The organism is Streptomyces sp. NPDC058195, from assembly GCF_042883525.1.
Taxonomy (GTDB): domain Bacteria; phylum Actinomycetota; class Actinomycetes; order Streptomycetales; family Streptomycetaceae; genus Streptomyces.
In genome coordinates this window covers 100,715-124,819 of record NZ_JBHVVM010000003.1, presented here as the reverse complement: position 1 = coordinate 124,819, position 24,105 = coordinate 100,715, and the positions used below count along the sequence as shown (strand labels likewise).

General features: G+C 71.4%; 19 protein-coding genes. 13 read left to right on the top strand and 6 right to left on the bottom strand.

All coding sequences use genetic code 11. The features are described 5' to 3' along the window. The first annotated feature begins 13 nt into the window (after nucleotides 1-13). The 5 genes from ACFVWY_RS04690 to ACFVWY_RS04670 all read left to right on the top strand — a co-directional run bounded on the left by ACFVWY_RS04690 (nucleotide 14) and on the right by ACFVWY_RS04670 (nucleotide 4,894). Nucleotides 14-814 (top strand): crotonase/enoyl-CoA hydratase family protein, encoded by an 801-nt coding sequence (locus ACFVWY_RS04690; protein WP_389867298.1) that lies wholly within the window; start codon nucleotides 14-16, stop codon nucleotides 812-814. A gap of 15 nt (nucleotides 815-829) precedes the next feature. Next, nucleotides 830-1,774, top strand: coding sequence for a Zn-ribbon domain-containing OB-fold protein (locus tag ACFVWY_RS04685; RefSeq protein WP_389867296.1), 945 nt, complete (start codon nucleotides 830-832; stop codon nucleotides 1,772-1,774). Further along, on the top strand, nucleotides 1,775-2,827 hold the full coding sequence (locus tag ACFVWY_RS04680) for a thiolase domain-containing protein (protein WP_389867294.1): 1,053 nt from the start codon (nucleotides 1,775-1,777) through the stop codon (nucleotides 2,825-2,827). After that, the gene (locus ACFVWY_RS04675; RefSeq protein WP_389867293.1) at nucleotides 2,820-3,986 is read left to right on the top strand and encodes a thiolase domain-containing protein; all 1,167 of its coding nucleotides are present in this window, start codon (nucleotides 2,820-2,822) and stop codon (nucleotides 3,984-3,986) included. Before ACFVWY_RS04680 ends, ACFVWY_RS04675 begins: the two co-directional genes overlap by 8 nt. Nucleotides 3,987-4,393: 407 nt before the next feature. Continuing rightward, the gene (locus tag ACFVWY_RS04670; RefSeq protein WP_389867291.1) at nucleotides 4,394-4,894 is read left to right on the top strand and encodes a hypothetical protein; all 501 of its coding nucleotides are present in this window, start codon (nucleotides 4,394-4,396) and stop codon (nucleotides 4,892-4,894) included. Between the two features lie 151 nt (nucleotides 4,895-5,045). Here ACFVWY_RS04670 and ACFVWY_RS04665 read toward each other — a convergent pair whose 3' ends face one another. Further along, the gene (locus ACFVWY_RS04665; RefSeq protein WP_389867290.1) at nucleotides 5,046-7,259 is read right to left on the bottom strand and encodes a germacradienol/geosmin synthase; all 2,214 of its coding nucleotides are present in this window, start codon (nucleotides 7,257-7,259) and stop codon (nucleotides 5,046-5,048) included. Between the two features lie 383 nt (nucleotides 7,260-7,642). Between ACFVWY_RS04665 and ACFVWY_RS04660 the strand changes: the two genes are divergently transcribed. After that, complete coding sequence (locus ACFVWY_RS04660) at nucleotides 7,643-8,974, top strand: N-acetylmuramoyl-L-alanine amidase (RefSeq protein WP_389867288.1); 1,332 nt, start codon at nucleotides 7,643-7,645, stop codon at nucleotides 8,972-8,974. A gap of 68 nt (nucleotides 8,975-9,042) precedes the next feature. Beyond that, nucleotides 9,043-9,312, top strand: coding sequence for a hypothetical protein (locus ACFVWY_RS04655; RefSeq protein WP_389867286.1), 270 nt, complete (start codon nucleotides 9,043-9,045; stop codon nucleotides 9,310-9,312). 125 nt (nucleotides 9,313-9,437) lie between these two features. Here ACFVWY_RS04655 and ACFVWY_RS04650 read toward each other — a convergent pair whose 3' ends face one another. Continuing rightward, nucleotides 9,438-10,571, bottom strand: a complete 1,134-nt coding sequence (locus tag ACFVWY_RS04650) for an aminoglycoside phosphotransferase family protein (protein WP_389867285.1) — start codon at nucleotides 10,569-10,571, stop codon at nucleotides 9,438-9,440. A gap of 231 nt (nucleotides 10,572-10,802) precedes the next feature. Between ACFVWY_RS04650 and ACFVWY_RS04645 the strand changes: the two genes are divergently transcribed. Then, complete coding sequence (locus ACFVWY_RS04645; protein WP_389867283.1) at nucleotides 10,803-12,302, top strand: hypothetical protein; 1,500 nt, start codon at nucleotides 10,803-10,805, stop codon at nucleotides 12,300-12,302. Between the two features lie 56 nt (nucleotides 12,303-12,358). Here the strand turns inward: ACFVWY_RS04645 and ACFVWY_RS04640 are convergent, their stop codons facing one another. Continuing rightward, on the bottom strand, nucleotides 12,359-13,900 hold the full coding sequence (locus ACFVWY_RS04640; RefSeq protein WP_389867281.1) for a PP2C family protein-serine/threonine phosphatase: 1,542 nt from the start codon (nucleotides 13,898-13,900) through the stop codon (nucleotides 12,359-12,361). Between the two features lie 454 nt (nucleotides 13,901-14,354). Beyond that, entirely contained in the window at nucleotides 14,355-15,011 is a 657-nt protein-coding gene (locus ACFVWY_RS04635; RefSeq protein ID WP_389867280.1) for a YoaK family protein, read from the bottom strand. 544 nt (nucleotides 15,012-15,555) lie between these two features. Here ACFVWY_RS04635 and ACFVWY_RS04630 point away from each other — a divergent pair. The 4 genes from ACFVWY_RS04630 (at nucleotide 15,556) to ACFVWY_RS04615 (ending at nucleotide 19,233) form a co-directional block, all read left to right on the top strand. After that, the gene (locus tag ACFVWY_RS04630; RefSeq protein WP_389867278.1) at nucleotides 15,556-16,728 is read left to right on the top strand and encodes a hypothetical protein; all 1,173 of its coding nucleotides are present in this window, start codon (nucleotides 15,556-15,558) and stop codon (nucleotides 16,726-16,728) included. A 368-nt stretch (nucleotides 16,729-17,096) separates the two neighbouring features. Continuing rightward, nucleotides 17,097-17,834, top strand: coding sequence for a tyrosine-protein phosphatase (locus ACFVWY_RS04625; RefSeq protein WP_389867734.1), 738 nt, complete (start codon nucleotides 17,097-17,099; stop codon nucleotides 17,832-17,834). Nucleotides 17,835-17,907: 73 nt separating this feature from the next. Further along, nucleotides 17,908-18,423, top strand: a complete 516-nt coding sequence (locus ACFVWY_RS04620) for a DinB family protein (RefSeq protein ID WP_389867276.1) — start codon at nucleotides 17,908-17,910, stop codon at nucleotides 18,421-18,423. A 294-nt stretch (nucleotides 18,424-18,717) separates the two neighbouring features. Beyond that, nucleotides 18,718-19,233, top strand: a complete 516-nt coding sequence (locus ACFVWY_RS04615) for a lytic polysaccharide monooxygenase auxiliary activity family 9 protein (RefSeq protein WP_389867274.1) — start codon at nucleotides 18,718-18,720, stop codon at nucleotides 19,231-19,233. An 81-nt stretch (nucleotides 19,234-19,314) separates the two neighbouring features. Here the strand turns inward: ACFVWY_RS04615 and ACFVWY_RS04610 are convergent, their stop codons facing one another. Together ACFVWY_RS04610 and ACFVWY_RS04605 are read right to left on the bottom strand one after the other, a co-directional pair. Beyond that, nucleotides 19,315-20,049, bottom strand: a complete 735-nt coding sequence (locus ACFVWY_RS04610; RefSeq protein WP_389867272.1) for a hypothetical protein — start codon at nucleotides 20,047-20,049, stop codon at nucleotides 19,315-19,317. Between the two features lie 257 nt (nucleotides 20,050-20,306). Then, entirely contained in the window at nucleotides 20,307-21,131 is an 825-nt protein-coding gene (locus ACFVWY_RS04605; protein WP_389867271.1) for a hypothetical protein, read from the bottom strand. Nucleotides 21,132-21,495: 364 nt separating this feature from the next. Between ACFVWY_RS04605 and ACFVWY_RS04600 the strand changes: the two genes are divergently transcribed. Further along, entirely contained in the window at nucleotides 21,496-24,042 is a 2,547-nt protein-coding gene (locus ACFVWY_RS04600) for an ATP-dependent Clp protease ATP-binding subunit (RefSeq protein ID WP_389867269.1), read from the top strand. Nucleotides 24,043-24,105 lie beyond the last annotated feature (63 nt).

The following is a 24,105-nucleotide window of genomic DNA, read 5'->3' as shown; positions in this document are numbered from 1 at the left end:
CGGGAGGCCGACCATGGCTGGTACGGAACACCTCGACGTACGGCGCGAGGGCGCCACGCTGGTGCTCACCCTGAACAGGCCCGAGGCGAAGAACGCCCTGTCACTGGCGATGCTGGTCGGGCTGTACGACGGCTGGCTGGAGGCGGACGCCGACGACACCGTCCGCTCGGTCGTGCTGACCGGAGCGGGCGGCTGCTTCTGCGCCGGGATGGACCTCAAGGCCCTGGCCGGCAAGGGCATGGCGGGCGAGCAGTACCGGGACCGGATGACGGCCGATCCCGATCTTCACTGGAAGGCGATGCTACGTCACCACCGCCCCCGCAAACCGGTCATCGCGGCCGTGGAGGGCCACTGCGTCGCCGGAGGCACCGAGATCCTCCAGGGCACCGACATCCGCGTCGCCGGGGAGGGCGCCACCTTCGGGCTCTTCGAGGTGAGGCGCGGCCTCTTCCCCATCGGCGGGTCGACGGTGCGGCTGCCGCGCCAGATCGCCCGGACACACGCACTGGAGATGCTCCTCACCGGACGTCCGTACAGCGCGCGGGAGGCCGCCGGCATCGGCCTGATCGGACGGGTCGTTCCCGACGGCACCGCACTGGAACAGGCCCTCGGCATCGCCGAGCGGATCAACGCCTGCGGACCGCTCGCGGTCGAGGCGGTCAAGGCGTCCGTGTACGAGAGCGCCGATCTGACCGAGACCGAGGGGCTGGCGGCCGAGCTGGAACGCGGCTGGCCGATCTTCGCCACCGATGACGCCAAGGAAGGCGCCCGCGCCTTCGCCGAGCAGCGCCCGCCCGTCTACCGGCGCACCTGAGCACAGGAGGCAACCGTGCCCGAAGCCCTCAGCGCACCGCTGGTGGTCGAGTTCCCCTTCACCCGCTCCCTGGGGCCCGTCCAGAGTGCCTTCCTCACCGGACTGCGCGAACGCACCGTCCTCGGCGTGCGCACCACCGCGGGAAAGATCCTGGTCCCGCCCGTCGAGTACGACCCGGTCACCGCCGAGGAGATCCGCGAGCTGACCGAGGTCGCCGCCACCGGCACCGTGACCACCTGGGCCTGGAACCCCGCCCCGCGCCGCGGCCAGCCCCTCGGCACCCCCTTCGCCTGGGTCCTGGTCCGGCTCGACGGCGCCGATACCGCCCTGCTGCACGTACTCGACGCCCCCGGCCCCGACGCCGTGCGCACGGGGATGCGGGTACGCGTCCGCTGGGCCGCCGAGCGGACCGGAGCGATCACCGACATCGCCTGCTTCGAACCGTACGACGGTGAGGACACCGGGCAGGCCGCACCGCACGACGGCGGCTTCGCCGACCCCGTCACCGGCATCGTCACCCCCGCCAGGCTCGACTACCGCTACACCCCCGGCCGTGCCCAGAGCGCCTACCTCGGCGCACTCGCCCAGCGGCGCATCGTCGGCGAACGCTGCCCCTCCTGTCACAAGGTCTACGTGCCGCCCCGCGGCGCCTGCCCCACCTGCGGCGTCGCCACCACCGAGCAGGTGGAGGTCGGCCCGCGCGGCACCGTCACCACGTTCTGCATCGTCAACATCAAGGCGAAGAACCTGGACATAGAAGTGCCGTACGTCTACGCGCACGTCGCCCTGGACGGCGCGGACCTCGCCCTGCACGCGCGGATCGGCGGCATCCCCTACGACCAGGTGCGCATGGGCCTGCGCGTCGAGCCCGTCTGGACCGAGGGCGGGCGCCACCCCGACCACTACCGGCCGACCGGTGAGCCCGACGCCGACTACGACGCGTACAAGGAGCTGCTCTAGATGCGAGACGTGGCGATCGTCGCCTTCGCGCAGACGGACCATCTGCGGCACACCGACGAACTCTCCGAAGTCGAGATGCTGATGCCCGTGCTCCACCAGGTCCTCGACGCGACCGGGCTCAGGACCAGCGACATCGGCTTCACCTGCTCCGGCTCCAGCGACTACCTCGCGGGCCGTGCCTTCTCCTTCACCATGGCGCTCGACGGTGTCGGCGCCTGCCCGCCGATCTCCGAGTCGCACGTCGAGATGGACGGCGCCTGGGCCCTGTACGAGGCCTGGGTGAAGATCCAGACGGGCCAGGCCGACACCGCGCTCGTCTACTCCTACGGAAAGTCCTCGCCCGGCCGGGTCCGCGATGTGCTCACCCGCCAGCTCGACCCGTACTACACCGGCCCGCTCTGGCCGGACTCCGTCGCGCTCGCCGCCCTCCAGGCACAGGCGCTGATCGACGCGGGCGACACCGACGAGGCCGCCCTCGCGGAGATCGGCCACCGCAGCCGCGCCGCCGCGGCCGGCAACCCGCACGCCCAGCTCAGGGAACCGGCCCCGGCCGGGGAGTACGTGGTGCGGCCCCTGCGTACCGGCGACTGCCCGCCGACCGGCGACGGCGCCGCCGCGGTGATCCTCGCCGCCGGTGACACCGCGCGGTCCCTGTGCCCCCGGCCCGCCTGGATCCGCGGCATCGACCACCGCATCGAGGCCCATGGCCTAGGGGTCCGGGAACTCACCGACTCACCCTCCACCCGGCTCGCCGCGACCCGCGCCGGCGCCTTCGAGCGCCCCGTGGACACCGCCGAACTCCACGCCCCGTTCACCTCTCAGGAAGTGGTGCTGCGCAAGGCGCTCGGGCTCGACGGGAAGGTGCGGGTCAACCCGTCCGGCGGCGCACTGACCGCCAACCCCGTCATGGCCGCCGGGCTGATCCGCCTCGGCGAGGCCGCCGCCCGCATCCACCGGGGCGAGTCCGACCGGGCCCTCGCCCACGCCACCTCCGGGCCCTGCCTCCAGCAGAACCTGGTCGCCGTCCTCGAAGGGGAGAACACCGATGCCTGAGGAGCCCGTGGCCGTCGTCGGTGTCGGCCAGACGAAGCACGTGTCCGCGCGGCGGGACGTCTCGATCGCGGGACTCGTCCGGGAAGCCGCCGTCCGCGCCCTGGAGGACGCCGCGCTCACCTGGGCGGACATCGACGCCGTCGTGATCGGCAAGGCACCCGACTTCTTCGAGGGCCTGATGATGCCGGAGCTGTACCTCGCCGACGCACTCGGCGCGGTCGGCAAGCCCATGCTCCGGGTGCACACCGCGGGCTCGGTCGGCGGCTCCACCGCACTCGTCGCCGCCAACCTGGTCTCCGCCCGCGTCCACCGCACCGTGCTCACCCTCGCCTTCGAGAAGCAGTCCGAGTCCAACGCCATGTGGGGGCTCTCGCTGCCCATCCCGTTCCAGCAGCCGCTGCTCGCCGGTGCGGGCGGCTTCTTCGCCCCGCACGTGCGGGCGTACATGCGCCGCAGCGGTGCCCCCGACACGGTCGGCTCCCTCGTCGCGTACAAGGACCGCCGCAACGCGCTGAAGAATCCGTACGCGCACATCCACGACCCGGACATCACCCTGGAGAAGGTCAGGTCGGCCCCGATGCTCTGGGATCCGATCCGCTACTCGGAGACCTGCCCGTCCTCCGACGGGGCCTGCGCCATGATCCTCACCGACCGGGCCGGAGCGGCCCGGTCGCCGCACCCGCCGGCCTGGGTGCACGGCGGTGCGATGCGCAGCGAGCCGACGCTCTTCGCGGGGAAGGACTTCGTCTCGCCGCAGGCGGGCCGGGACTGCGCCGCCGATGTGTACCGGCAGGCGGGCATCACCGACCCGCGGCGGGAGATCGACGCCGTGGAGATGTACGTGCCGTTCTCCTGGTACGAGCCGATGTGGCTGGAGAACCTCGGCTTCGCCGACGAGGGGGAGGGCTGGAAGCTCACCGAGTCCGGGGCCACCGAGATCGACGGCGACCTGCCGGTGAACCCCTCCGGCGGAGTGCTCTCCACCAATCCCATCGGCGCCTCCGGCATGATCCGCTTCGCCGAGGCCGCACTCCAGGTACGGGGGCGTGCGGGCGAGCACCAGGTGCCGGGGGCCCGCAAGGCGCTCGGCCACGCGTACGGCGGCGGGGCGCAGTTCTTCTCCATGTGGCTGGTCGGCGCCGAGCCCCCCACCCGCTGACTACAGGCCGTCCCGGGCCCCGCGGACCCCTCTGCGCCCCCTGCCCGGGACCGGCCGGGGCGGCTCACGCTTCGGCCCGGGACGACGGGCGGGCGGGAGGAGCGGGGCAGGTGAGCGCACCACCACGGACCGGCAGCACTTCGCGGGCCCGGACGAGCCGGAGCCCGATCCGGGCGAAGCGCGGTGGCGCTCGGGCACCCGGGGCACCGACGGCGCCCGGACCGCCTCGCCGAGGGGGGAACCATGACGCGTGAGGCGGGCCGCCCCGGCAGCCCGCCGCTCCTCTTCACCCGGCCGAGTGGCGCGCCTTCGTGGCGAACGCCCGCGAGGGCGGGTGCGGCCCGGCCCGAGCGCGGGGCGGCGGCACCCGGCACCGCAAGGTGAGCTCGGACACGTAACATGGCCGCATGTCCTTCCTCCGCCGCCGTAGCGCAGCCACACCCGCGGGCCCCGACTTCGACGTCCTGGCCATGGACCCGGGCGACTGGCCCGGAAACCTCGGTGCCGGTCTGCTGCCCGCTCCCGACGGAAGCTGTCAGGGCGTCTTCCTGCGCTACGACCTCTTCGGCGGCCGCGGCCCCGCGATGATCATCGGCAACCTCCCGGAGGGCTCGCCCGCCCGTGAGACCGAGGAGGGCCAGGTGCCCTTCGAGGTCGCCCAGCTGCTCCTCGCGCTGGAGAACGACGAGCCGGTCGAGGTCACCGGTACGGAGGACCTCCCCGTGATGCAGGGCGACAACCTGCTCATCGTCCGCCGGATCAAGCTTTCCGAGAGCCGGATCTCCTGCGTCCAGTTCGACCGCAGCGACGGCGTGCTCGTCACCATCGCCAGCTGGGACCGGCCGATCACCGACGATCTGTACACGCTGCTGAAGCCGCTGCCCGCCGAGCTGTTCCAGCAGGGCTGAGGTTCCGGCCGGCCCGGACCGGCCGAAACGGTCCTTCCCGTCGGCCGCCCGGGTTGCGGGCGGCCGGACCGCGTATCTCCCCCATCCGCCCATGTGCGCGCGGCCTCCGTCCAGGAGGCCGCCACGTCGTGCTGCCGGTCTTTGGGGTCCGCTACACCCCGGCTGTGGAGGGCCGGGCGAACAGCGTGGTCACCCGTGCCGCCGAAACGCCGATCCCGGTGGGACCGCCGAGCCGCCACGGGGCCGTGCTCCCGCGCCGGAGGTCCTCCTCGCGGTAACGGCGGCAGTCCCGGTGCCAGATCAGGATGCCCGCGAGCCAGTGCTTCAGCTCCTGCACATACCCGGCCAGGACCGCTCGGGCCTCGGTATCGAGACCGAAGTCGTCGTAGAGCGTGGGCAGTTCGTGCTCGGCCACATGGAGGAACTGCCTGAGCCGCGACTGCATCAGATCGTGGACGATCGCCACCGCGGTCGGATAGTCCACACCGAAGAAGTTCTGCACGACCAGGACCCCGTTGTGGATCTCGCCCTCGAACTCGATCTCCTTCTGGTATGAGAAGAGATCGTTGAGCAGACAGGCGTAGTCGGCCGCCGCGTTCTCCAGCGAGCGCATCGGCCCGCTGCGGTAGACCTCCGGCGGGACCTTGCGGCCGTGCCCCAGCCGGCACAGGCTCATCGTGAGATCGGAGCCGAAGGTCATCCGCCGCATCTCGATGTAGTCCACCGGGTCGGGGATACGGTTCTGCGTCTGGTTCGCCAGTTCCCACACCCAGCTGGCGGTCATGTCCTCGACCGACGTGCGGAACGCCCGGCGGGCGTTCTGGTCCATCGGCGCCGAAGTCCTCGCCCAGAGGTCGGCGAGCCCCCGCTCCAGGGCGTTGACCGGCTCAGGCGTCCCGGCCCCGTCCAGGGGCATGAACATCGACAGGCGCTCGTTGGCGAGCCCGGCCCCGTTCAGGTCCCGGGTCCGCCCGTGCACCACCGGGAACCAGTCGTCCCCGTACGTCCCCCAGGTCAGCCACTGCGAGGCGAGGTCCAGCTGCTCGGGCGTCGCGTCCGGGTGCAGCCCCGCCGCGCACAGCGGAAGATCGATGGCGAGGAGCCGCTGCCGGTCCCAGATGTGCGAACCGGGCACCCCCGGCTGCGCCTCCAGAAGACCCATGCGCTCCGCCCAGCCGACGATCCGCAGCCGGGCCCCCTCCAGGTGCGGGCTGAGCGTCGTACCGAAGGGAAGGGCGAAGTCGGGCAGCAGCGACGGACCGACGCGCCGGTGGGGCAGATGGCTGTGGCTGCGCAGCCGGGCCGTCTCCGAGCGTGGGGTGAACCTGATCGAGGCCGCCGACATCCCGAAGGCGGTGGCGGACGCCTCGGCCGCGCCGTCGTTCATGTAACGGCTGGAGCGCATGTGCCACTCGTGGCCCCCGGACTGCCAGTCCTGGAGGCCCTTGACGTACGCCAGGACCGACGCGGCCTTGACCGGGTCGAGCCCCTTTCTCGCGCAGAGCGGGCCGACTTCGGTGAGCGCGGTGTTCTCGAACTGCTGGAGCCGGGAGGTCAGCAGGTCGTTCACCGCTTCGGCGGCCTCCTGGGTGGAACAGCCGAGGAAGCGCTCCAGGACCAGTACACCGTTGCTGTTCTCACCCTCGTCCTCGACCTCCCGCTGGTACGAGAAGAGGTCGTTGCGCAGGTGCACGGCGTCGGAGAAGGCGTCCCGCAGCACCCGCAGCGCCCGCTCGTCCGCCACTTCCGCGGGGACCTCGGCGCCCGCCGCGTACTCCACGAGCCCCGCGGACCAGGGGGCCCCGCCCACCTTGCGGCGCATCTCGATGTACTCGACGGGGTTGGCGACGCGCCCCTCGTCGATGTTGGACAGCTCCCACAGCGACTCGTTCAGGAGGTTTTCCGTCGCCTCGGCGAATCTGGCCCGCCAGGCGTCGGACATGCCCGGCACCGTACGCGTCCACAGATCGGCCAGCCCCGCCTCGACCGGGTTCTCCGGCTGCGGCATCGCGGCCCCCCGCGCCATCGGCATGAAGGCGGGCAGCCGTTGCAGATAGCGCTTGGCGCCCTCCCGGTCCGGCGTGCGCTTGAACAGCTCCAGGAAGTGGTCGTCGAAGAAGAAGACCCATACGTACCAGTCGGTGACCAGCGACAGCGCCTCGGCCGAACAGTCGGGATGGGTGTACGCGCACAACAGCGCGTAGTCGTGGGAGTCGATGTCCTTCTCCTCCCAGATGCCCGACCCCTCCACCATCCCCATGCCGCGGGCCCACCGCTTGGTGTGGGCACGGGCCCCCTCGACATGGGCGTTGAGCCGGGCCGGATACGGAACGTAGAAATCCGGCAGGGTGAAGGGCTGAGCCATGTGCGTCCGGGCCTTTCCTGGACCGCCGCGCGCGAAACCGCACGGGTATGAGCGTGTCGGCGCGAGCACTACCCTTCGGATGTTCGAGGTACACACATCCGAAAATAGTCAGATAAAACGAGTGTGGCGTGAAGTGGAGAGGTGACGGCCCACGGCGTCCGGAGACGTCGCGAAGCCCGGCAACGCGCCGCCGCCCCACGCTGGTTGATCTTCCTCTCGCAGGTCAGACGCCCTGTCAGTGGTCTGGTCCACTGACTCCTTCCGTGACCCGTGCCGATCCCTTGACGTGCTGTCATCTCAGGTCGGAGAGTGTGCGCGCACCACGCAACGGTGAGATCGGATCACGCACGGCTTTGGCACGCACGGCTCCAAGAAGGGTTGTCATGACGTCGAAGAAGAGGACCGCAATCGCGAGCGCGCTGACAGGTGCCAGCGCGCTGAGCATGGCGCTGCTCAGCCCCGTGGCGCAGGCCGGTGCGGACGGGGTGCGGCCGGAATGCCCGCGCAGCCTGGCTTGCGACTGGGTTCCGGCGGCGTACCAGCAGACCGGCGACCCGGCCGACAAGGAGACGTACGGGAACTACGACACCGCGGACCGGCCGCACACCAACAAGATCCGGTTCATCGTTCTGCACGACACGGAGGAGGACTACGACACCACGCTGAAGATCTTCCAGAACCCGCTGAAGCAGACCTCCGCCCACTACGTGGTGCGCTCGGCCGACGGCCACGTCACCCAGATGGTCAAGAACAAGGACGTCGCCTGGCAGGCGGGCAACTGGTATGTCAACAGCCACTCCATCGGCATCGAGCAGGAGGGTGTCGCCACCGAGGGTGCCACGTGGTACACCCCCGAGATGTACCGCTCCACCGCCCGGCTGGTGCGCTACCTGGCCGCCAAGTACGACATCCCGCTCGACCGCCAGCACATCATCGGCCACGACGGGGTACCGCCCACCAGCGCGTCCGGCACCAAGAACATGCACTGGGATCCGGGCACCTACTGGGACTGGAACCGCTTCATGAAGCTGCTCGGCAGACCCACCGTTCCGAGCGCCTCCAAGAAGAGCGAACTGATCACCGTCAGCCCGGACTTCACGCAGAACAGGCAGGCCTTCCGCGACTGTGAGAAGGGCGTCGACCTGCCGGTCCAGGGCTCCAGCGCCGTACCGCTGCACACCGCGCCGTCCCAGGACGCCCCGCTCTTCTCCGACCCCGGCCTGCACACCGACGGCTCGCCCGGCACGAACTGCGCCGCCGACTGGGGCAGCAAGATCAGCGCCACTCAGCAGGCCGTCGTCGCGGACCGCGCCCCCGGCTGGACGGCGATCTGGTGGTACGGCCAGAAGGCATGGTTCCGGACCCCGGCGAGGACCCGGACCACCACGCCCACCGCCGGCTACGTCGTCCGGCCGAAGGCGGGCCGCACGGACGTACCGGTGTACGGGGTCGCCTACCCGGAGAAGTCCGCCTACCCCGCGGACTTCGGTGACCAGCGAGTGGGGGCACCGCTCCAGTACACGATCAAGGCCGGGCAGTCCTACCCCGGCGGCGGCGAGGCACCCACGGGCTACTTCTACGCGCCGACGATCGACGCCTCCTACCCCTACGACCACGCGTACTTCAGCGGCAAGGAGAGGTACGTGACGGTGCAGATCGGCCACCGCATCGCCTTCGTGAAGGCGTCCGACGTGGACATCCTGCGCACCCGCTGATCCCGCGCCGGGACCGGGCGCGGTGACACCGCACCCGGGTATCCGTCCCACAGAGAATGGAGAGGCTCATGCAGAAGCCGACCAGGACCGCCGCCACCGCGGCAGCGGGCATCGCCATGGCGCTCGCACTGACCGGCGCCGGTTTCGCCGCGACCGTGGCGACGGCCACGGCCGCCGCGGCGGCCGAGGCCGGGGTACAGGGCTGGGAGCAGGCCGGATCGTTCGGCACCCAGCAGGAGTGCGTCACGGCCGGGGACGCGGGCGTCGCCGCCGGAAGCTGGGCGAACTACCGCTGCGTGCTGTTCGAGGCCCGCTGGGACCTGATGATCCCCGCGTGACAGCCGGACGGCCCGGGTGCCCCACCGCCCGACGGGTGTACGGCGGTGGGGCACCCGGGCCTCGGCGCGCCGCGGAGCAGGTGTGTCGGCACCGGCCCCGCGGCGAGCACCCCCCGGGTGCAGGATCAGCGCGTGCCGACCGCGGCACGCACGGCCCTGCGGGCCATTGCGCAGTCGTCGTGCAAGCGGCGCAGCAGCAAGCGCTGCTCCTCGCTCGACGACAGCATTCCCGGACGTTCCTGCCCGGTCCCGGGGGCGGCGGAGTCGCGCATGGCACGCTGCACGGCCGTCTCGTACGTACGGATCTCCCCGGTCAGCACCAGCATCAGGTTCACCAGGAAGGCGTCCCTGGCCGCGGGGCCCGCGGCCTGCGCCAGCTGGCTGATCTGGCGACGCGCGGCCGGTGCGTCACCCAGCACCGTCCACAGCGTCGCCAGGTCGTAGCCGCGCAGGTACCAGCCCGCGTGCTCCCAGTCCACCAGCACCGGGCCGGTGGGCGACAGCAGGATGTTGGAGAGCAGCGCGTCGCCGTGGCAGAACTGCCACATGTCCTGGCGGACGCCCGCGTGCGCCAGCCCGTGCAGCAGCTTCTGCAGATCGCCCAGATCCCGGTCGGTGAAGAGCCCCAGCTCGTGGTAGCGGGCGACCCGGGCGGCGTAGTCGAGCGGTACCTCGAAGAGGCCGGGGGCGGGCTGCCAGGCGTTGACCCGGCTGATCGCGCCGAGCGCGGCCCGGACATCGGCCCGGGGCGGTGCCTCCGATGGATGCCTGGTCAGCGCCGCCACCCGGCCGGGCATCCGCTCGATCACCAGGGTGCAGTTCTCCGGATCGGCCGCGATGAGACGCGGCACACGCACCGGCGGGCGGTGCCGGACGAACGCACGATATGCAGCTATTTCGTGGCGGAACCGCTCCGACCAGGCGGGTGAGTGGTCCAGTAAGCACTTGGCGACCGCGGTCGCCCGGCCGGTGGAGCCGACCAGCAGCACCGAACGGCCGCTGCGCCGCATCACCTGGACCGGGTTGAACTCGGGGCAGATCCGTCGCACCGAGGCGATCGCCATCCTCAGCTGGGCTCCCTGCGCGCCCGACAGGTCCAGCCGACCGCTGAGCGGGGGGCCCGCCAGGCTCCCCGCCGGCCGCCGCTGCCGGACCGTGCCGGGCGCCGAGGCGTGCGGAGCGAGGTACGGTCCGCCGCCCGCGCCCAACGGGCGGAGCGGCCGGGGCGGGGCGGTCACGGAGGACGATGCTGTGTACATGGGCGAGACAGATCCCTTCGCGCGCCGACAAGTTGCGTACACCGCCCCGGCCGGCGGCCGATCGGCACCCTGGGGAGTACCGAGGGCTGCCGGGCGGGGTGGCGCTTTCCTACCCGACACCAGGCGCCGGGTGGCAGACCATGTGGCGCACCGTGGCGAACGGTGGCGAATTGGCGCAGGGCACCTGACAGGGGGTTACTGTCAACACAGCCGAGAACCTGGGGGCTTGACGTGACCGGAGAACCCAACACCCGCCTGTCCGACCTGTTCGGCCTCGTCGGCTGGTCGAAGGGCGAACTCGCGAGAATGGTGAACAGGAAGGCGGCGGCCATGGGCCACCCCCAACTGGCCACCGACACCTCGCGGGTGAGGCGTTGGATCGACATGGGGGAGTGCCCCCGCGATCCCGTGCCCAAGGTGCTGGCGGCCCTGTTCACCGAGCGGCTCGGTCGTGTCGTGACCATCGAGGACCTCGGGTTCGACCGGCGCGGGCGTGGTGGGAAACGGCGGGAGTCCGGGACGCAGGAGAATCCCGACGGACTGCCGTGGGCGCCCGATCGGACGGCTGCGGTCCTCACCGAATTCACGGGAATGGACCTCATGCTCAACCGACGCGGCTTGGTGAGCGCGGGCGCCGCGCTCGCCGCAGGATCGACCATCACCGGACCCATGCACGACTGGCTGCACTCCGACCCCGTACTGGCTGCCGACGCGCCACGGATCAACGACCCGCTGCACGCGGACCCGGCCGGCTTCGACCGGTACGAGGCCGCCCCCATCGGGTCGGACGAGATCGAGGCGCTCGAACGGTCCGTGGAGGTGTTCCGCGCCTGGGACGCCTCGCGAGGGGGCGGGCTCCAGCGCAAGGCCGTGGTGGGCCAGCTCAACGAGGTGGGCGGCATGCTCGCCTACCGTCATCCCGACCATCTCCAGCGCCGCCTCTGGGGCGTCGCGGCCAACCTCGCGGTGCTGGCGGGCTGGATGTCCCACGACATCGGCCTCGAACCGACCGCCCAGAAGTACTTCATCATCGCGGCGCACGCGGCGCGCGAGGGCGGCGACCGTCCCCGGGCGGGCGAGGCGCTCTCCAGGGCGGCCCGCCAGATGGTCCACCTCGGCCGTCCCGACGACGCCCTGGACCTGATGAAGCTCGCCAAGTCCGGCTCCGGGGACACGGTCCTGCCGCGCACCCAGGCGATGCTGTACACCATCGAGGCCTGGGCGCAGGCCGCCATAGGGCGCGGTCAGGCGATGCGGCGCACCCTCGGCAAGGCGGAGGAGCTCTTCGTCTCGGACAGGAGCGACGCGCCGCCGCCCGGCTGGATGCAGATGTTCGACGAGGCGGATCTGCACGGCATGCAGGCCCTGGCGTTCCGTACGCTCGCCGATCACGAGCCCTCGGCGGCGATCGTCGCCCAGCGCCATGCCAGGCAGGCGCTGGAGCTGCGGGCCAAGGGGCGCCAGCGCTCCAAGATCTTCGACTACATCTCGCTCGCCTCGGCGTGCTTCATCGCCGACGATCCCGAGCAGGCGGACCGGTACGCCCGGCTCGCCCTGGTGTCGATGGGCGAGACCTCCTCGCACCGCACCTGGGACCGGCTGCGCGAGATGTACCGGCTCACCGGTCAGTTCGCGGGCTACCCGAAGATCGAGGATCTGCGCGAGGAGATCAAGCTCTCCCTGCCGCAGGTCTCCGTCGTCAAGCAGCCGAGGCGCACCTCACAGATCTGAGGCGCGGTCCCGGCCCTCCGGGCTCCCGCCCGGGTACGGGCACAGACCCGCGGGTGCTATCGGGTGGTGTCCGGCGTTTCGTGGTGCCGCGTGAGCGGTGCCGTACGCGTGGCGTCGTGCTGCTGTGCCCCGACGCGGGCGACCAGTACGCAGACGTCGTGCAGGCGCTCGGTGTCGCCGAACTCCGCGACGACCGTCCGCAGGCACTCCTGCGCGGTACGCGCCTGCGCGAATCGGGGTGCCAGTGCCAGCAGCGCGTCCGGGCCGGTAACCCGGTCGTCATGACGGTTCAGTCCGTCGGTGTGCAGGACGAGCACGTCGCCGGGCAGCAGCCGTGTCTCGTCCTGCTCGTAGACGACCCCGCAAGCCGCGCCGAGCAGGACGCCGTCCGGCGTGGGCAGCGGTCGCCCCGTCCCGTCACGGAACAGCAGCGGCGCGGGGTGTCCGGCCTGTGCCCAGGCGAGGGTGCCGGTGGCCGGATCGAACCGGCAGCACAGCGCGCTGCCCAGAGCAGACTGGACGGAGGACTCCAATAACTGATTGAGATGCCCCATCAAAGCGCCCGGCTCGGTGCCGGCCAGGGCCATCCCGCGCAGCGCACCGAGCAGCATCGCCGTCTCGGAGGCGGCCCGGACGCCGTGGCCGGTCAGGTCGCCGACGGTCAGGAGGGTTCTGCCGTCCGGCATCGCCAGTGCGTCGTACCAGTCTCCGCCGACGCGCGCGCTCGACTCCGAGGGGAGGTAATGGGCCGCCACGTCCAGTGTGTCCGGCGTAAGGGAGGGGAGCCGCAGCGTGCCCCGCCACGGGGGCAGCACGGCTTCCTGGAGCTCCACCGCCATGCGGTGCTCGGCCCGTGCCCGGTACTCCCGGCGGCGCAGTGAGTCATGGCTCCGGTGCAGCGCCTGTTCGCTGCGCCGGAGTTCGCTGACGTCGCGCAGGACGGCCCACATCGAGGCGGTGCGGCCGTCCGTGTCGAGCACGGGCTCGCCCGTCATGTGGAGGGTGCGCATCCGGCCGTCGGGCCGCACGATGCGGAACTCGCCGTTTATCGGCCTGCCGTCCACCAGGCAGTCCGTCATCAGCGCGGTGAGCAGTGGCTGGTCCTCGGGAGGCAGTACGGACGGGAGTTCGTCCAGTGAGAGCGGCCCGGCCTCGGGGGACCTGCCGAAGATCTGGAACAGTTCCTCGGACCAGCTGACCTCGTCGGTGAGCAGATCCCACTCCGCGCTGCCCACACGGCCGATCAGCGAGTCCCGCTTCGTCCCTGCGTGCGGCTTCGGCGCGCTGGGCCCGGGGACACCCGGTGCCGCCTTCGTCTTCGGTGCCGGGGTCGTCGTGCGGCGTTCCGGGGCGGCGGACGGCAGGCCCTCCCTGAGCTGTCCCAAGCGTGTGCCGAGGTCTTCCAGGTGGTGGACCGCGAGGTCGCAGAGCGCCCGCCGCAAGCGCAGCTGGGGATCTTCCTCGTCGACCAGGACCGTGCCCCGCCGCACCGCGTCCACATCACCGCGGAGCCGGTGCGTCCGGCTGATCAGCGCGTCGACCGCGTCGCGCTCGGGCGGTTGTGGGGCGGGGCGGTCCGCGGACACGTGGGACGGCATCTCGTACTCCGATACAGGCGCGGTACGACCAGGTCTGAGAGGTGGACCGAAGACGACTGTCGCACAGCCCGCGGGAGGCCGTAAGGGATTTGGCAACACTCGACGCGTTGTTGCCCGAGGAATATGCCACAGGCTGCGCACCGCATCGATCCTTCGAACGGGTATGCCGTCTGCGGACGTTGGCGCAAGTCAACCGGCGCGTGCGGACTGTTGTGCGCCCGCGTACGCGGTGCTCGCCCGGCGGGCCCGACTCGATTCAGGCATATGCCAGACGGTTCGGCCGGGGGAGGGTGTGCTCCGGGTCATGGGGCACGGACCGGGGGGTGCGTTTCGGGAATGGCGGCTAATGGTTTATCGTTCATCTATATGTGGGTGCGTGGCGTGCCCACCCTTGAGCCGCCCCGGTCGGGTTCCCCCGATCCGGCCGGGGCATCCCCTGCGGCGGGCGGCCGGGTCAGTCCGCGGGCCGTGTGCGGTGCCTGGTCTCGATGAGCAGTGCGGCCGCCGCGGCCGCCGCGCCCGGCCACAGGTGCTCCGTCACGGCGGCTGCCGCGGCACCCGCCGCTACCGCGACCAGCCGGCCGGCCACCCAGAGGTCCCCGCGCCCCCACGACCGCAGCGCCGCCCGGCCGACGAGCCCCGTGAGTGTGCCGGTGAAGTAGTTGGTGGGGGTCGAGCGGATCCGTCCCTGGAGGCCCATGGCCAGGGCGGTGAGCGCCAGCAGCCCCGTCCGGCCCCCGGGGGAGGCGAGGGGGCCCAGCGCCCACAGCGTGGATCCCGCAGTCAGCAGGGCCACCTCCGCCAGCAGCATCACCGGCAGCGGCCACTTCAGCCGTCCCTCCATCCACGCACCACAGGCGACACCGGCGCCGTAGGCGAGCAGCGCCGTGATCACCCGGGGAGCCGCCCCGTGCTCACCGGCACCGGTGGCGGAGATGCCGAGCAGCACCAGGTTCCCGGTCATGACCCCGGCGAAGACCTGGCCGAGGCAGAGGAAGGCGAACGCGTCGGCCGCGCCGGAGGCCGCGGACAGGAACAGCAGGGGCCATTCGCCCCAGGGATCGGCTCCGGCGCCGGGGAAGGGGGCGGAGGGGTGTACGGCAGTGGACACGTCCGTATCTTCGGCCCCGCCGCCCCCGATGCCCTCGTGACCCGCCGTACTCCCGGTGCCGGAGCGCGGTCCTTGCCGCCAGGGGGTGCCAGCTGGCCCGGGGGCTGGCCGTAGATCGTCTTCGGGCGGCGAGTCACGGCTGGCCGATGGCGCGCGTGTGCGAACAAGGCGGCGCTTAAGAGCCCTCGGGGGCCGACGCGTGGGTGCGGGCCGGTCCGGTCGTCGAGGTGCAGGTGGCGGCCGGACGTGCGGCTCCTGATTCCGGCGACGACTGGGCACGGTGGTGGATGGCCACGTGGCCGACCGGGGCGGCTGAGGGGCCGTGTGCGGTCGCTTCGTCGCCTGAGCGCACAGGCCGTGGCTCCTCTGCCGGTGCGGGAGGCGTTCGGAGCGGCTTCCCGTTCATGGATTCAGGGCGAAAGCATGTCCATCATGACAGGTCAGCGCCGTTTTTCGTAGGACGGAACGCACAGTTCGCGAGGCTTGTCCGGTCCGTTCCCCGCCGCTCAGAATCTCCTTCGTGCGTCATCCGGAGACAGGGGGAATGGTGACGATCGATCACGATGCGGTGCTTCGGGCCCGTGTGCTGCTGCTGGGGTCCGGTCATCCGGGTCGAGCCGAACTGGTCGGCGCGTACCGGGTTCTGGCCGAGGTGAGTCCGAAGGCGTATGGGCCGAAGCTGGTCGACGCCCTGCTCGCGCTGCGCCACGAGAGCCGCGATCCGAAGGTGGACGTCGCGCTGGCCGCCGAGGCTTCCCGGGCCGCCCGCACGCTGGAGGCCGGGGCGCCGGACAGGGCGGAGCGGTTGCGCAGGGCCTTGGACGCCTACCAGGCTTCCTTGTTCGCCCTCGGGCGCAGGGCGGACGGACACGCAGTCTGCGAGGAGCTGGCCCAGGCTGGCCGAAGCGAGCCCCTGGCGGGCGTTCTGGCCGAAGAGGGGCGCTTCAGGGAGGCGGCGGAGGTCGACGAAGAGGCCGCCCGGAACGGAATCCCGGAGCACTCCTTCTGGGACGTGGTGCGGCGGGCGGCGAACCTGGAGGGCGCCGGGCTGCATGACACCGCATCGGCCGTCTTCTGCCGGCTCCTTGAGGAGACCCGCCGTGAGGCGGCCGAACAGCGCACCGCTCTGGCGATACTCACCTGGGAGCTGGTTCACTTCTCCCGGATGCGGGAGACGGCCGGGGACGGGGTGAGTGCCGCGGCCGCCCGGCGCGAGGCCCTGAGCGTCCTGGAGGAGCTCGCGTCCACGGGCGAGCCGAGGAACTGGAGTTGCATCCTCGGGTGGTGGAAGACGCTCTTCGTCCTGTCGGGGCGGGCAGCGGAGCCCGCCGCGAGCCCCGAGTCCCCGATGCCGCCGTTCGGTAGGGAGCGCGGATGGTCGCGCGACGTGCGGGACGGATTTCTCGGCATGCTGCCGGGCCTCGAAGCGGAGGCGGCGCAACTGCGCGAGGCTGGCCGGCTGCCCGAGCTGGCCGACGTCCAACGCAGGATAGGCATCCGCGCGGCCGTCCGCGAGGGCGACCATCCCTACCAGTTCGAGGAGCGGCTCACGCCGTACTTCGACGAGGGAGTGACGCTCGCCCGCCGCCTGCCCGCGGACCCCGCACGCCTCGCCCGCGCCCTCACCGACCGGTCGATGTTCCTTGTCGCGGCACGGTCCTTCGAACCCGCGCATGCCGACTTCGCCGAAGCGGTCGCCCTTCTCCACGACTGCTGAGCGCGCCGCCCGGCCTCCGTGTCCCCGTGCCCGGCACGAGGACACGGAGGCCGGGCGGTCGCGGTGGCGCCGTTACCAGACCCGCCGGACCCGATCCTGCCGAAGGCCGGGATCAGAGGTGTGCACCTCTCAGTCCGTGTACCCCGAGGAGACCGAGGAGCTTGCCCAGTTGCCCCTGAGATGACCGGGCTGCCCCGGCTCTAGGTGACACCACGCTCCCGCTGAGGCCCGGCGCGACCCCGTGCGGATCACTCGTCCGCACGGGCTCTTGTGCCGCTGCCATCAGCGCTGCTCGTTCTCGCTCCCGCCCATTTCGCCCCGTGGCAGCGACCGTGCTCCGGCACGATCTAGAGTCCACCGTCATGGACGTGAAGAGGCACATCGCATTCGAACGACTGCACAACTTCCGCGATGTCGGAGGGTATTGCGGTGAAGGCGGCCGACCGGTCCGCCAGGGGGTGCTCTACCGCTCCGATTCGCTCGGCAAGCTGCGGAACGGGGACTGGGACCGCTTCCTGGCTCTCGGCATCGGCACCGTCATCGACCTGCGGTACGACTGGGAGATCGCCGCCAAGGGCAAGGTCCCCGACGCGCCGGGGCTGCGCTACCACAACCTCAGCATCGAGCACCGGCCCTACAACCAGGCCGCCCTGGGGCCGGAGGTGGAGACCGGACGGTTCCTGGCCGACCGGTACGCCGAGGTCGCCCAGGACGGGGTGGCCGAGATCCGCCGCGCCCTGGAGGTGATCGCCGCCGAGGACAGCGGTCCCGTCGTCTTCCACTGTGCCTCCGGCAAGGACCGGACCGGACTGATCGCCGCGCTCGTCCTGTCCCTGATCGGGGTGTCCGAGGACGACATCGTCACCGACTTCGCCCTCACCGGGCGCGCCACCGAACGGCTCCTGGCCGACTGGCGTGCCGAGCATCCCGGTCAGGAGCTCCGCTGGCCGGGCTACGGCCAGGCACCCGCCGACATCATGCGGCTCTTCCTGGCCGGCCTGAACGCGGAGCACGGCTCCGTCCACGGCTACGTCACCGGCCCCCTTGGCGCCGACGGGCAGCTGGTGACGGCGCTGCGCGACAAGCTTCTCGAACCCGCCGGATGAGGGCGGCCGTCACCGGGCGGCCGCACGGGAAAAGACCTGGCCCGCACCGCGTCGGAGGGGAGATCATCACGCCATGACTTGGACAGCACCTGAGGTGCAGCGCACGCCCGGTTCGCTCGTGGCCGGGGAGAGGGAGATGCTCACGGGCTACCTCGCATGGTTCCGCAGCACGCTGCTGCACAAATGCGCGGGCCTGACCGGGGAACAGCTCGCCGAACAGTCCGTAGCCCCGTCGAACCTGACGCTGCTCGGCCTGATCCGCCACATGGCCAAGGTCGAACGCACCTGGTTCAGGGAGCGATTCGCCGGGCTGGCCTTCGACTCGATGTACGACCCGGAGAAGGGCAAGGACGCGGACTTCGAGGACCTGGACCCGGCCTGTGCGGCCGAGGCGTACGAACGGCTCGTCGAGGAGTGCCGGCTCGCGGACCGGATCGTTGCCGACGCCTCGCTCGACGACACCTTCGTCCATCGCGGGGAGGAGCACTCGCTGCGGTTGATCCACCTCCACATGATCACCGAGTACGCGCGCCACATCGGTCACGCCGACCTCGTACGCGAACGCGTCGACGGCGTGACGGGAGGCTGACGCGCCACGGAGCGGCCCTCCGGTGCGGGCGCGCGAAATGCGGGCGTGCGCCCCGGCGTGCGCGCAACGGTGTCACCGCGCGGCGCGGAACGTCTTGACGCGGATGAGCCGATCGGTATGGTCTAGGCCAAGTGCAGTGCCCCTGCCGGGCGTCGGGCGTGTCCCGGGCGTACACGGCAGTGGTTCCTGCCGTGCCCTTCGCACATCTTGGCCCCACACCGGAGAGGCCGGTCCGACACCGCAGGGCCCCCATAGCCCGCTCGTGTGCGGCGACGCCTCATGTGAAGGAGAAGCATGCACACGAAAAGGAAGACGGCCGCGGTCATCGGCGCCCTGCTCGCTCCCGTACTGGCCCTGACCCTTCCGGTCGGCTCCGCCAGCGCCCACGGGTACATCTCGTCGCCGCCGAGCCGTCAGGCCCAGTGCGCCGCCGGGACCGTGAGCTGCGGTGAGATCAAGTACGAGCCGCAGAGCGTGGAAGGCCCCAAGGGGCTGACCAGCTGCAGCGGCGGCAACAGCCGGTTCGCCGAACTCGACAATGACTCCAAGGGATGGAAGGTCACCTCGATCAGTCGCAGTACGTCCTTCCAGTGGGTGCTGACCGCCCGGCACGCCACCAGCACCTGGCAGTACTTCGCCGGTGGCCGGAAGGTCGCCGAATTCAACGACAACGGCGCGCAGCCCGGCGCCACGGTCACCCATCAGGTCGACTTCGGCAGCGTGACGGGCAGGCAGAAGGTTCTCGCGGTGTGGAACATCGCGGACACCGCCAACGCCTTCTACGCCTGCATCGACGTGAACATCGGCTGATCCTCGGTGCCGGGCGCGGCGGTCGGCAGCCGCTGCGTCCGGCACCACCGCCCTGTCCCGGGCCGCCCTCGCTCCGGCACGTCAGCCGGGCGGATCCAGGGGCTGCGCCCGTGCCGCCGACTCGTCCCGCTCGTCGGCCCGCCGGGCCTGCGGCACCCCGGCGCACGCGGCGACGCCGCCGCCGACGGCCTGCGCGGCGGGCGTCGGGTGGCCGGGGGATTCGCCGGGCGGCTGGGGGTCGGTCCAGTAGATGCTGAGCATCGTGCGGAGCGTCGTGGGGTGCTGGCCGGGACCGGTGGGCACGGTCAGCCGGTCGAGGTACTGCCACAGCTCATGGTCCGCCTGTCCGGCGCCACCGCCGTCGCGGGCGTGGACGTCCTGGTGGCGCTGCACGGCGACGGCCAGCTCGCGGAGGGTCTCGCGGCTCTGCTGCCCGGCGGTGTGGCTCTGCGCCCGGTTCACATTGCGCTGTTCCTGCCCCAGCTCCGTAATGGCCCGCTGCACACGCTGATGGAAGTTCGCGGTGCGGCGGCGCAGCGACTCGAAGTCGGCCCGGGTGGCGAACCACTCGCGCTTGCCCGCCTCGCCCCGGGCGAAGCACTCGACGCGGAACTCCTCACGCTCGGTCTTGCGGCGGCGCAGCACGCTCGCGGTCCGCTCGTGGACATGGGTGAGGATCTTGCGGGCCCGCGGCAGGTTGTCGGGGTGGATGACCGCGGCCCATGTGCTGGCGTCACGGGTGGGTGGATGGATGTTTGAGGTGAGCATCTGCTCGAACTCTTTGTCGGCGAGCTGCGCGAGGTCCTGGGCGTCCACTACTGGCCTCCAAGCCGGTGTTGGGCGGTATGCGTCCAGCGTGGCGTATGGCGCTGACAAGCACGTAGAAATCCGGAAATAGAACGTGCTGCGTCCGGCCGTCACGGCCGAAGTGAAGGTGGCGGTCCGTCAGTCACCGAAACGCGCCGGGACGGCGTGCGTACCACGGACCACGCGGGTTTCCCGGATGCGGACGCGCGAACACACCGCTGTACAGGAGGGCTTCGGGCCGCTCGTCGCATGTCCGAAAATGTGCGTCACCCAAGAACGCCGTCGTCGTCGCGCTGTGGCGCGCCCGACGGCGTACGCCCTCGGGCACGCCACAGCGGCGTGCGCACCTCGTCGTTCTCGGAGACCGCGCAGTTGAGGCCGTTGACGACTTCGTCCCGCGCGAGGTGCCAGCCGACGACGCCGTTGCCCTTGCGCCCGAGTTCCACCAGACGGGCGCGTTCGTTTCCGTGCCCGGTGTTGACGTCGCACTCCACGACACTGGTCCAGGAACGGCCGTCCACCGCCCCGGCCAGGGCGATCACCGGGAGGGCCCCCGCGGCCAGCAGCAGCGCGGCCACCGATGCGCAGTCCGCGGCACGTTCCAGCCAGCCGGAGGGGGAGGTACGGCTGCGTCTGCCGCTCTCGCGTTCGCGCCGCCCGGTGCGGTACTCCACGATCACGCCGAGCCGCAGCGCGTACGAGACGAGGCCGACCGCCACGCCCCACCACAAGCCGTGGAAGGCCCCCACCACCAGTGCGAAGGTGAGCGGGACGACCGCGGCCTGCACCAGCGTGTGTGCGGTGGAGGTGTCCGTGTGGGCCCGCGCCCCGCCCCTGGCGGCGAAGTAGGCGTACGACGTGCGCGACACCACGACGGCGAGCACCGAGGCCAGCAGCGCGTCGTTGAGGAGCATCCCGATCAGGACGTCGGGCCAGTTGGACGGCTCCATGGCGGTCAATGCCTCGCTCGCCGCGCCCCCGCCGCCCAGCGTCCAGGCCAGCTTGAGGACGGGTACGGCGAAGACGACCGCCAGGAGCACGAGGTGACCGGGGCCGCCCCTGAGGTCCACCGACCGTTCCGTGTTGCTCATGGGCCAAGTCTTGGCGGGGTCCGGGCGGTCGGCGCGGCGACGGCCAGCCGGGACGCCCGGATCCGCCCGATCCGGTCGCGCCCCGTGCCCGGAGCTCACCCGATCGGGCTACCGGCGACCAGGCCGTGACCGCGCCGGGAGGTCCATGGCCCCGTGGCGTACACCGCCCGCGGGCCGCGGGTGAGCGTCCGTGCCGTTGCGTGGCCAGGTGGGCGTTGGTCTAGTGAGACCACCTGCCCGTGGGGCACGGGACGCGCTCGACGATCCGTGCGCACCGGGCACCGGAGGCGGTGCCCGGCACAGGGCGATCCCGGCGTGCCACCCTTCGCGCGCTCCCCGCACCCGCACTGACTGGACGGTGACCATGACCATGTCCTCCTTCGGTTCCTTCGGCGGCCCGGATCCGTTCTCGGAAATGCTCAACCGGTTCTTCGGGATGTCCCCGGCGTCCTCGCCGCCGCAGGTGCAGCGTGTCCCGATCGGGCGGCTGCTGACCGAGTCGGCACGCGAGTTGATAGGCCGGGCGACCACCCGGGCCACCGACGACGGCAGCCGGGACCTGGACACCGAGCATCTGCTGTGGGCCGCCACCCAGGTGGACCCCTCCCGTACCCTGCTCCAGGAGGCCGGGGCGGACCCGGACGAGCTGGGCAAGCGGATCGCCGAGATCCTGCCGGGGGAGAGCGCCACCCCGTCGGCGGAGCCGAGTCTGACGCCCGCCGCCAAACGCGTACTGCTCCAGGCCTACGAGCGTTCCCAGGCGGCCGGGGTCTCGTACATCGGGCCGGAGCACATCCTCGGCGCGCTGCTCGACGCCAAGGAGTCCGGAGCGGCCAGACTGCTCGGCGCGTACGGCACCGACACCGGCAGGCTGCGACGTGAGGCGGACAACGCGGCACGGGCCGAGGGAACACCGGCGGGCGGCACGAGCGACACCCCCACGCTCGACCAGTACGGGCGTGACCTGACCGAGGAGGCGAAGGCGGGGAAGCTCGACCCCGTGGTCGGCCGGGCCGAGGAGATCGAGCAGACCGTGGAGGTGCTCTCCCGGCGTTCCAAGAACAACCCGGTGCTGATCGGCGAGCCCGGCGTCGGCAAGACCGCCATCGTGGAAGGCATCGCCCAGCGCATCGTGGCAGGTGACGTGCCCCGCACCCTCAAGGACAAGCGGGTGATCGCGCTGGACCTCTCCGGCCTGGTGGCGGGCTCCCAGTACCGCGGCCAGTTCGAGGAACGGCTCAAGAACGTCATCGAGGAGGTCAGTGCCGCCGCGGACTCGACGATCCTGTTCATCGACGAACTGCACACCGTGGTCGGCGCCGGAGCGTCCGGCGAGGGCGCGATGGACGCGGGCAACATGCTGAAGCCCGCGCTGGCCCGCGGCGAGCTGCATGTCGTCGGGGCGACGACCATCGACGAGTACCGCAAGCACATCGAGAAGGACGCCGCCCTGGAGCGCCGCTTCCAGCCCGTCATGGTGCCGGAGCCGTCGGTCGAGGAGACCATCCAGATCCTGGAGGGCCTGCGCGACTCCTACGAGGTGCACCACCAGGTCCGCTTCGCCGACGACGCGCTGGTGGCGGCGGCCGTGCTGTCCGACCGTTACATCAGCGACCGATTCCTGCCGGACAAGGCCATCGACCTCATGGACCAGGCGGGCGCCCGGGTGCGGCTGCGGTCGCTCGGCCGGTCCACCGAGGTCGTCTCCCGCGAGGACCGGCTCGCCAAGCTGAAGCGGGAGAAGGACGAAGCCGTCGCCTCGGAAGACTTCGAGAAGGCCTCCGAACTCAAGGGCCGGATCGCGGAGACCGAGGCCGAACTCGCCGGGATCGAGGAACGCCGCGAAGGCGTCATGGACGTCACCACCGCCGACATCGCCGATGTCGTCTCCCGCCGCACCGGCATCCCGGTCACCCAGCTCACCGCGAGCGAGAAGGAGAAGCTCCTCAAGCTGGAGGACGCGCTGCACTCCAGGGTGGTGGGCCAGGACGAGGCGGTCACCGCGATCGCGCAGGCGGTACGCCGCAGCCGGGCGGGAATGGGCGACCCCAACCGCCCCGTCGGCTCCTTCCTCTTCCTCGGGCCCACCGGCGTGGGCAAGACCGAACTGGCCAAGGCCCTGGCCGAGCTGCTCTTCGGGGACGAGAACCGCATGGCCCGCTTCGACATGAGCGAGTTCCAGGAGAAGCACACCGTCTCGCGGCTCGTCGGCGCACCGCCCGGATACGTCGGCCATGAGGAGGCGGGCCAGCTGACGGAGAAGGTGCGCCGGCAGCCGTACAGCGTGCTCCTGTTCGACGAGGTGGAGAAGGCCCACCCCGACGTCTTCAACACACTGCTCCAGGTCCTCGACGACGGACGCCTGACCGACGCGCAGGGGCGGACGGTGGACTTCCGGCACACCGTGGTCATCATGACGTCCAACATCGGCGCCCAGCGCATCCTCGCCCACAAGGGCGATGTCTCCGAGATCCGCGAGGACCTCATGGGCGACCTGCGGGGCCATTTCCCGCCGGAGTTCCTCAACCGCGTCGACGAGACGATCATCTTCCACGGCCTGGACAAGGACGATCTCGGGCGCATCGTCGACCTCATGCTCGACGGCAGCAAACGCCGCGTGCGGGCCCAGGACATGGAGCTGGAGGTTACCGAGGCGGCGAAGAAGCTCCTGGTCGCGCACGGCCACCAGCCGGAGTTCGGCGCCCGTCCGCTGCGCCGCACGATCCAGACCGAACTCGACAACCGCCTCGCCTCCCTGCTGCTGAGCGGAGAGGCGGAGCCGGGCGACACCATCGTCGCCGATGTGAGGGACAACGCGCTGGTCTGCTCGATCGGCCGCCCGGAGAGCTCTGCCGAGGAGACCACCGGCACCGGCACCGGAAGCGGTGCAGGGGCGGTCCCCGCCGAGTAGGCCCCCGCGCAGTCCCGCCGGCCGCGGGGCCTGTCGTACGGTGCCGATCCGTACGGCAGGCCC

Bases quoted from the DNA above. Each gene is read 5' to 3' on its own strand.
- ACFVWY_RS04665 (WP_389867290.1), bottom strand. From the start codon at position 7,259: ATGGCTCAGCCCTTCACCCTGCCGGATTTCTACGTTCCGTATCCGGCC.
- ACFVWY_RS04615 (WP_389867274.1), top strand. From the start codon at position 18,718: ATGCACACGAAAAGGAAGACGGCCGCGGTCATCGGCGCCCTGCTCGCT.
- ACFVWY_RS04600 (WP_389867269.1), top strand. From the start codon at position 21,496: ATGACCATGTCCTCCTTCGGTTCCTTCGGCGGCCCGGATCCGTTCTCG.
- ACFVWY_RS04670 (WP_389867291.1), top strand. From the start codon at position 4,394: ATGTCCTTCCTCCGCCGCCGTAGCGCAGCCACACCCGCGGGCCCCGAC.
- ACFVWY_RS04660 (WP_389867288.1), top strand. From the start codon at position 7,643: ATGACGTCGAAGAAGAGGACCGCAATCGCGAGCGCGCTGACAGGTGCC.
- ACFVWY_RS04605 (WP_389867271.1), bottom strand. From the start codon at position 21,131: ATGAGCAACACGGAACGGTCGGTGGACCTCAGGGGCGGCCCCGGTCAC.
- ACFVWY_RS04640 (WP_389867281.1), bottom strand. From the start codon at position 13,900: ATGCCGTCCCACGTGTCCGCGGACCGCCCCGCCCCACAACCGCCCGAG.
- ACFVWY_RS04630 (WP_389867278.1), top strand. From the start codon at position 15,556: ATGGTGACGATCGATCACGATGCGGTGCTTCGGGCCCGTGTGCTGCTG.
- ACFVWY_RS04680 (WP_389867294.1), top strand. From the start codon at position 1,775: ATGCGAGACGTGGCGATCGTCGCCTTCGCGCAGACGGACCATCTGCGG.
- ACFVWY_RS04650 (WP_389867285.1), bottom strand. From the start codon at position 10,571: ATGTACACAGCATCGTCCTCCGTGACCGCCCCGCCCCGGCCGCTCCGC.
- ACFVWY_RS04620 (WP_389867276.1), top strand. From the start codon at position 17,908: ATGACTTGGACAGCACCTGAGGTGCAGCGCACGCCCGGTTCGCTCGTG.
- ACFVWY_RS04655 (WP_389867286.1), top strand. From the start codon at position 9,043: ATGCAGAAGCCGACCAGGACCGCCGCCACCGCGGCAGCGGGCATCGCC.
- ACFVWY_RS04675 (WP_389867293.1), top strand. From the start codon at position 2,820: ATGCCTGAGGAGCCCGTGGCCGTCGTCGGTGTCGGCCAGACGAAGCAC.
- ACFVWY_RS04690 (WP_389867298.1), top strand. From the start codon at position 14: ATGGCTGGTACGGAACACCTCGACGTACGGCGCGAGGGCGCCACGCTG.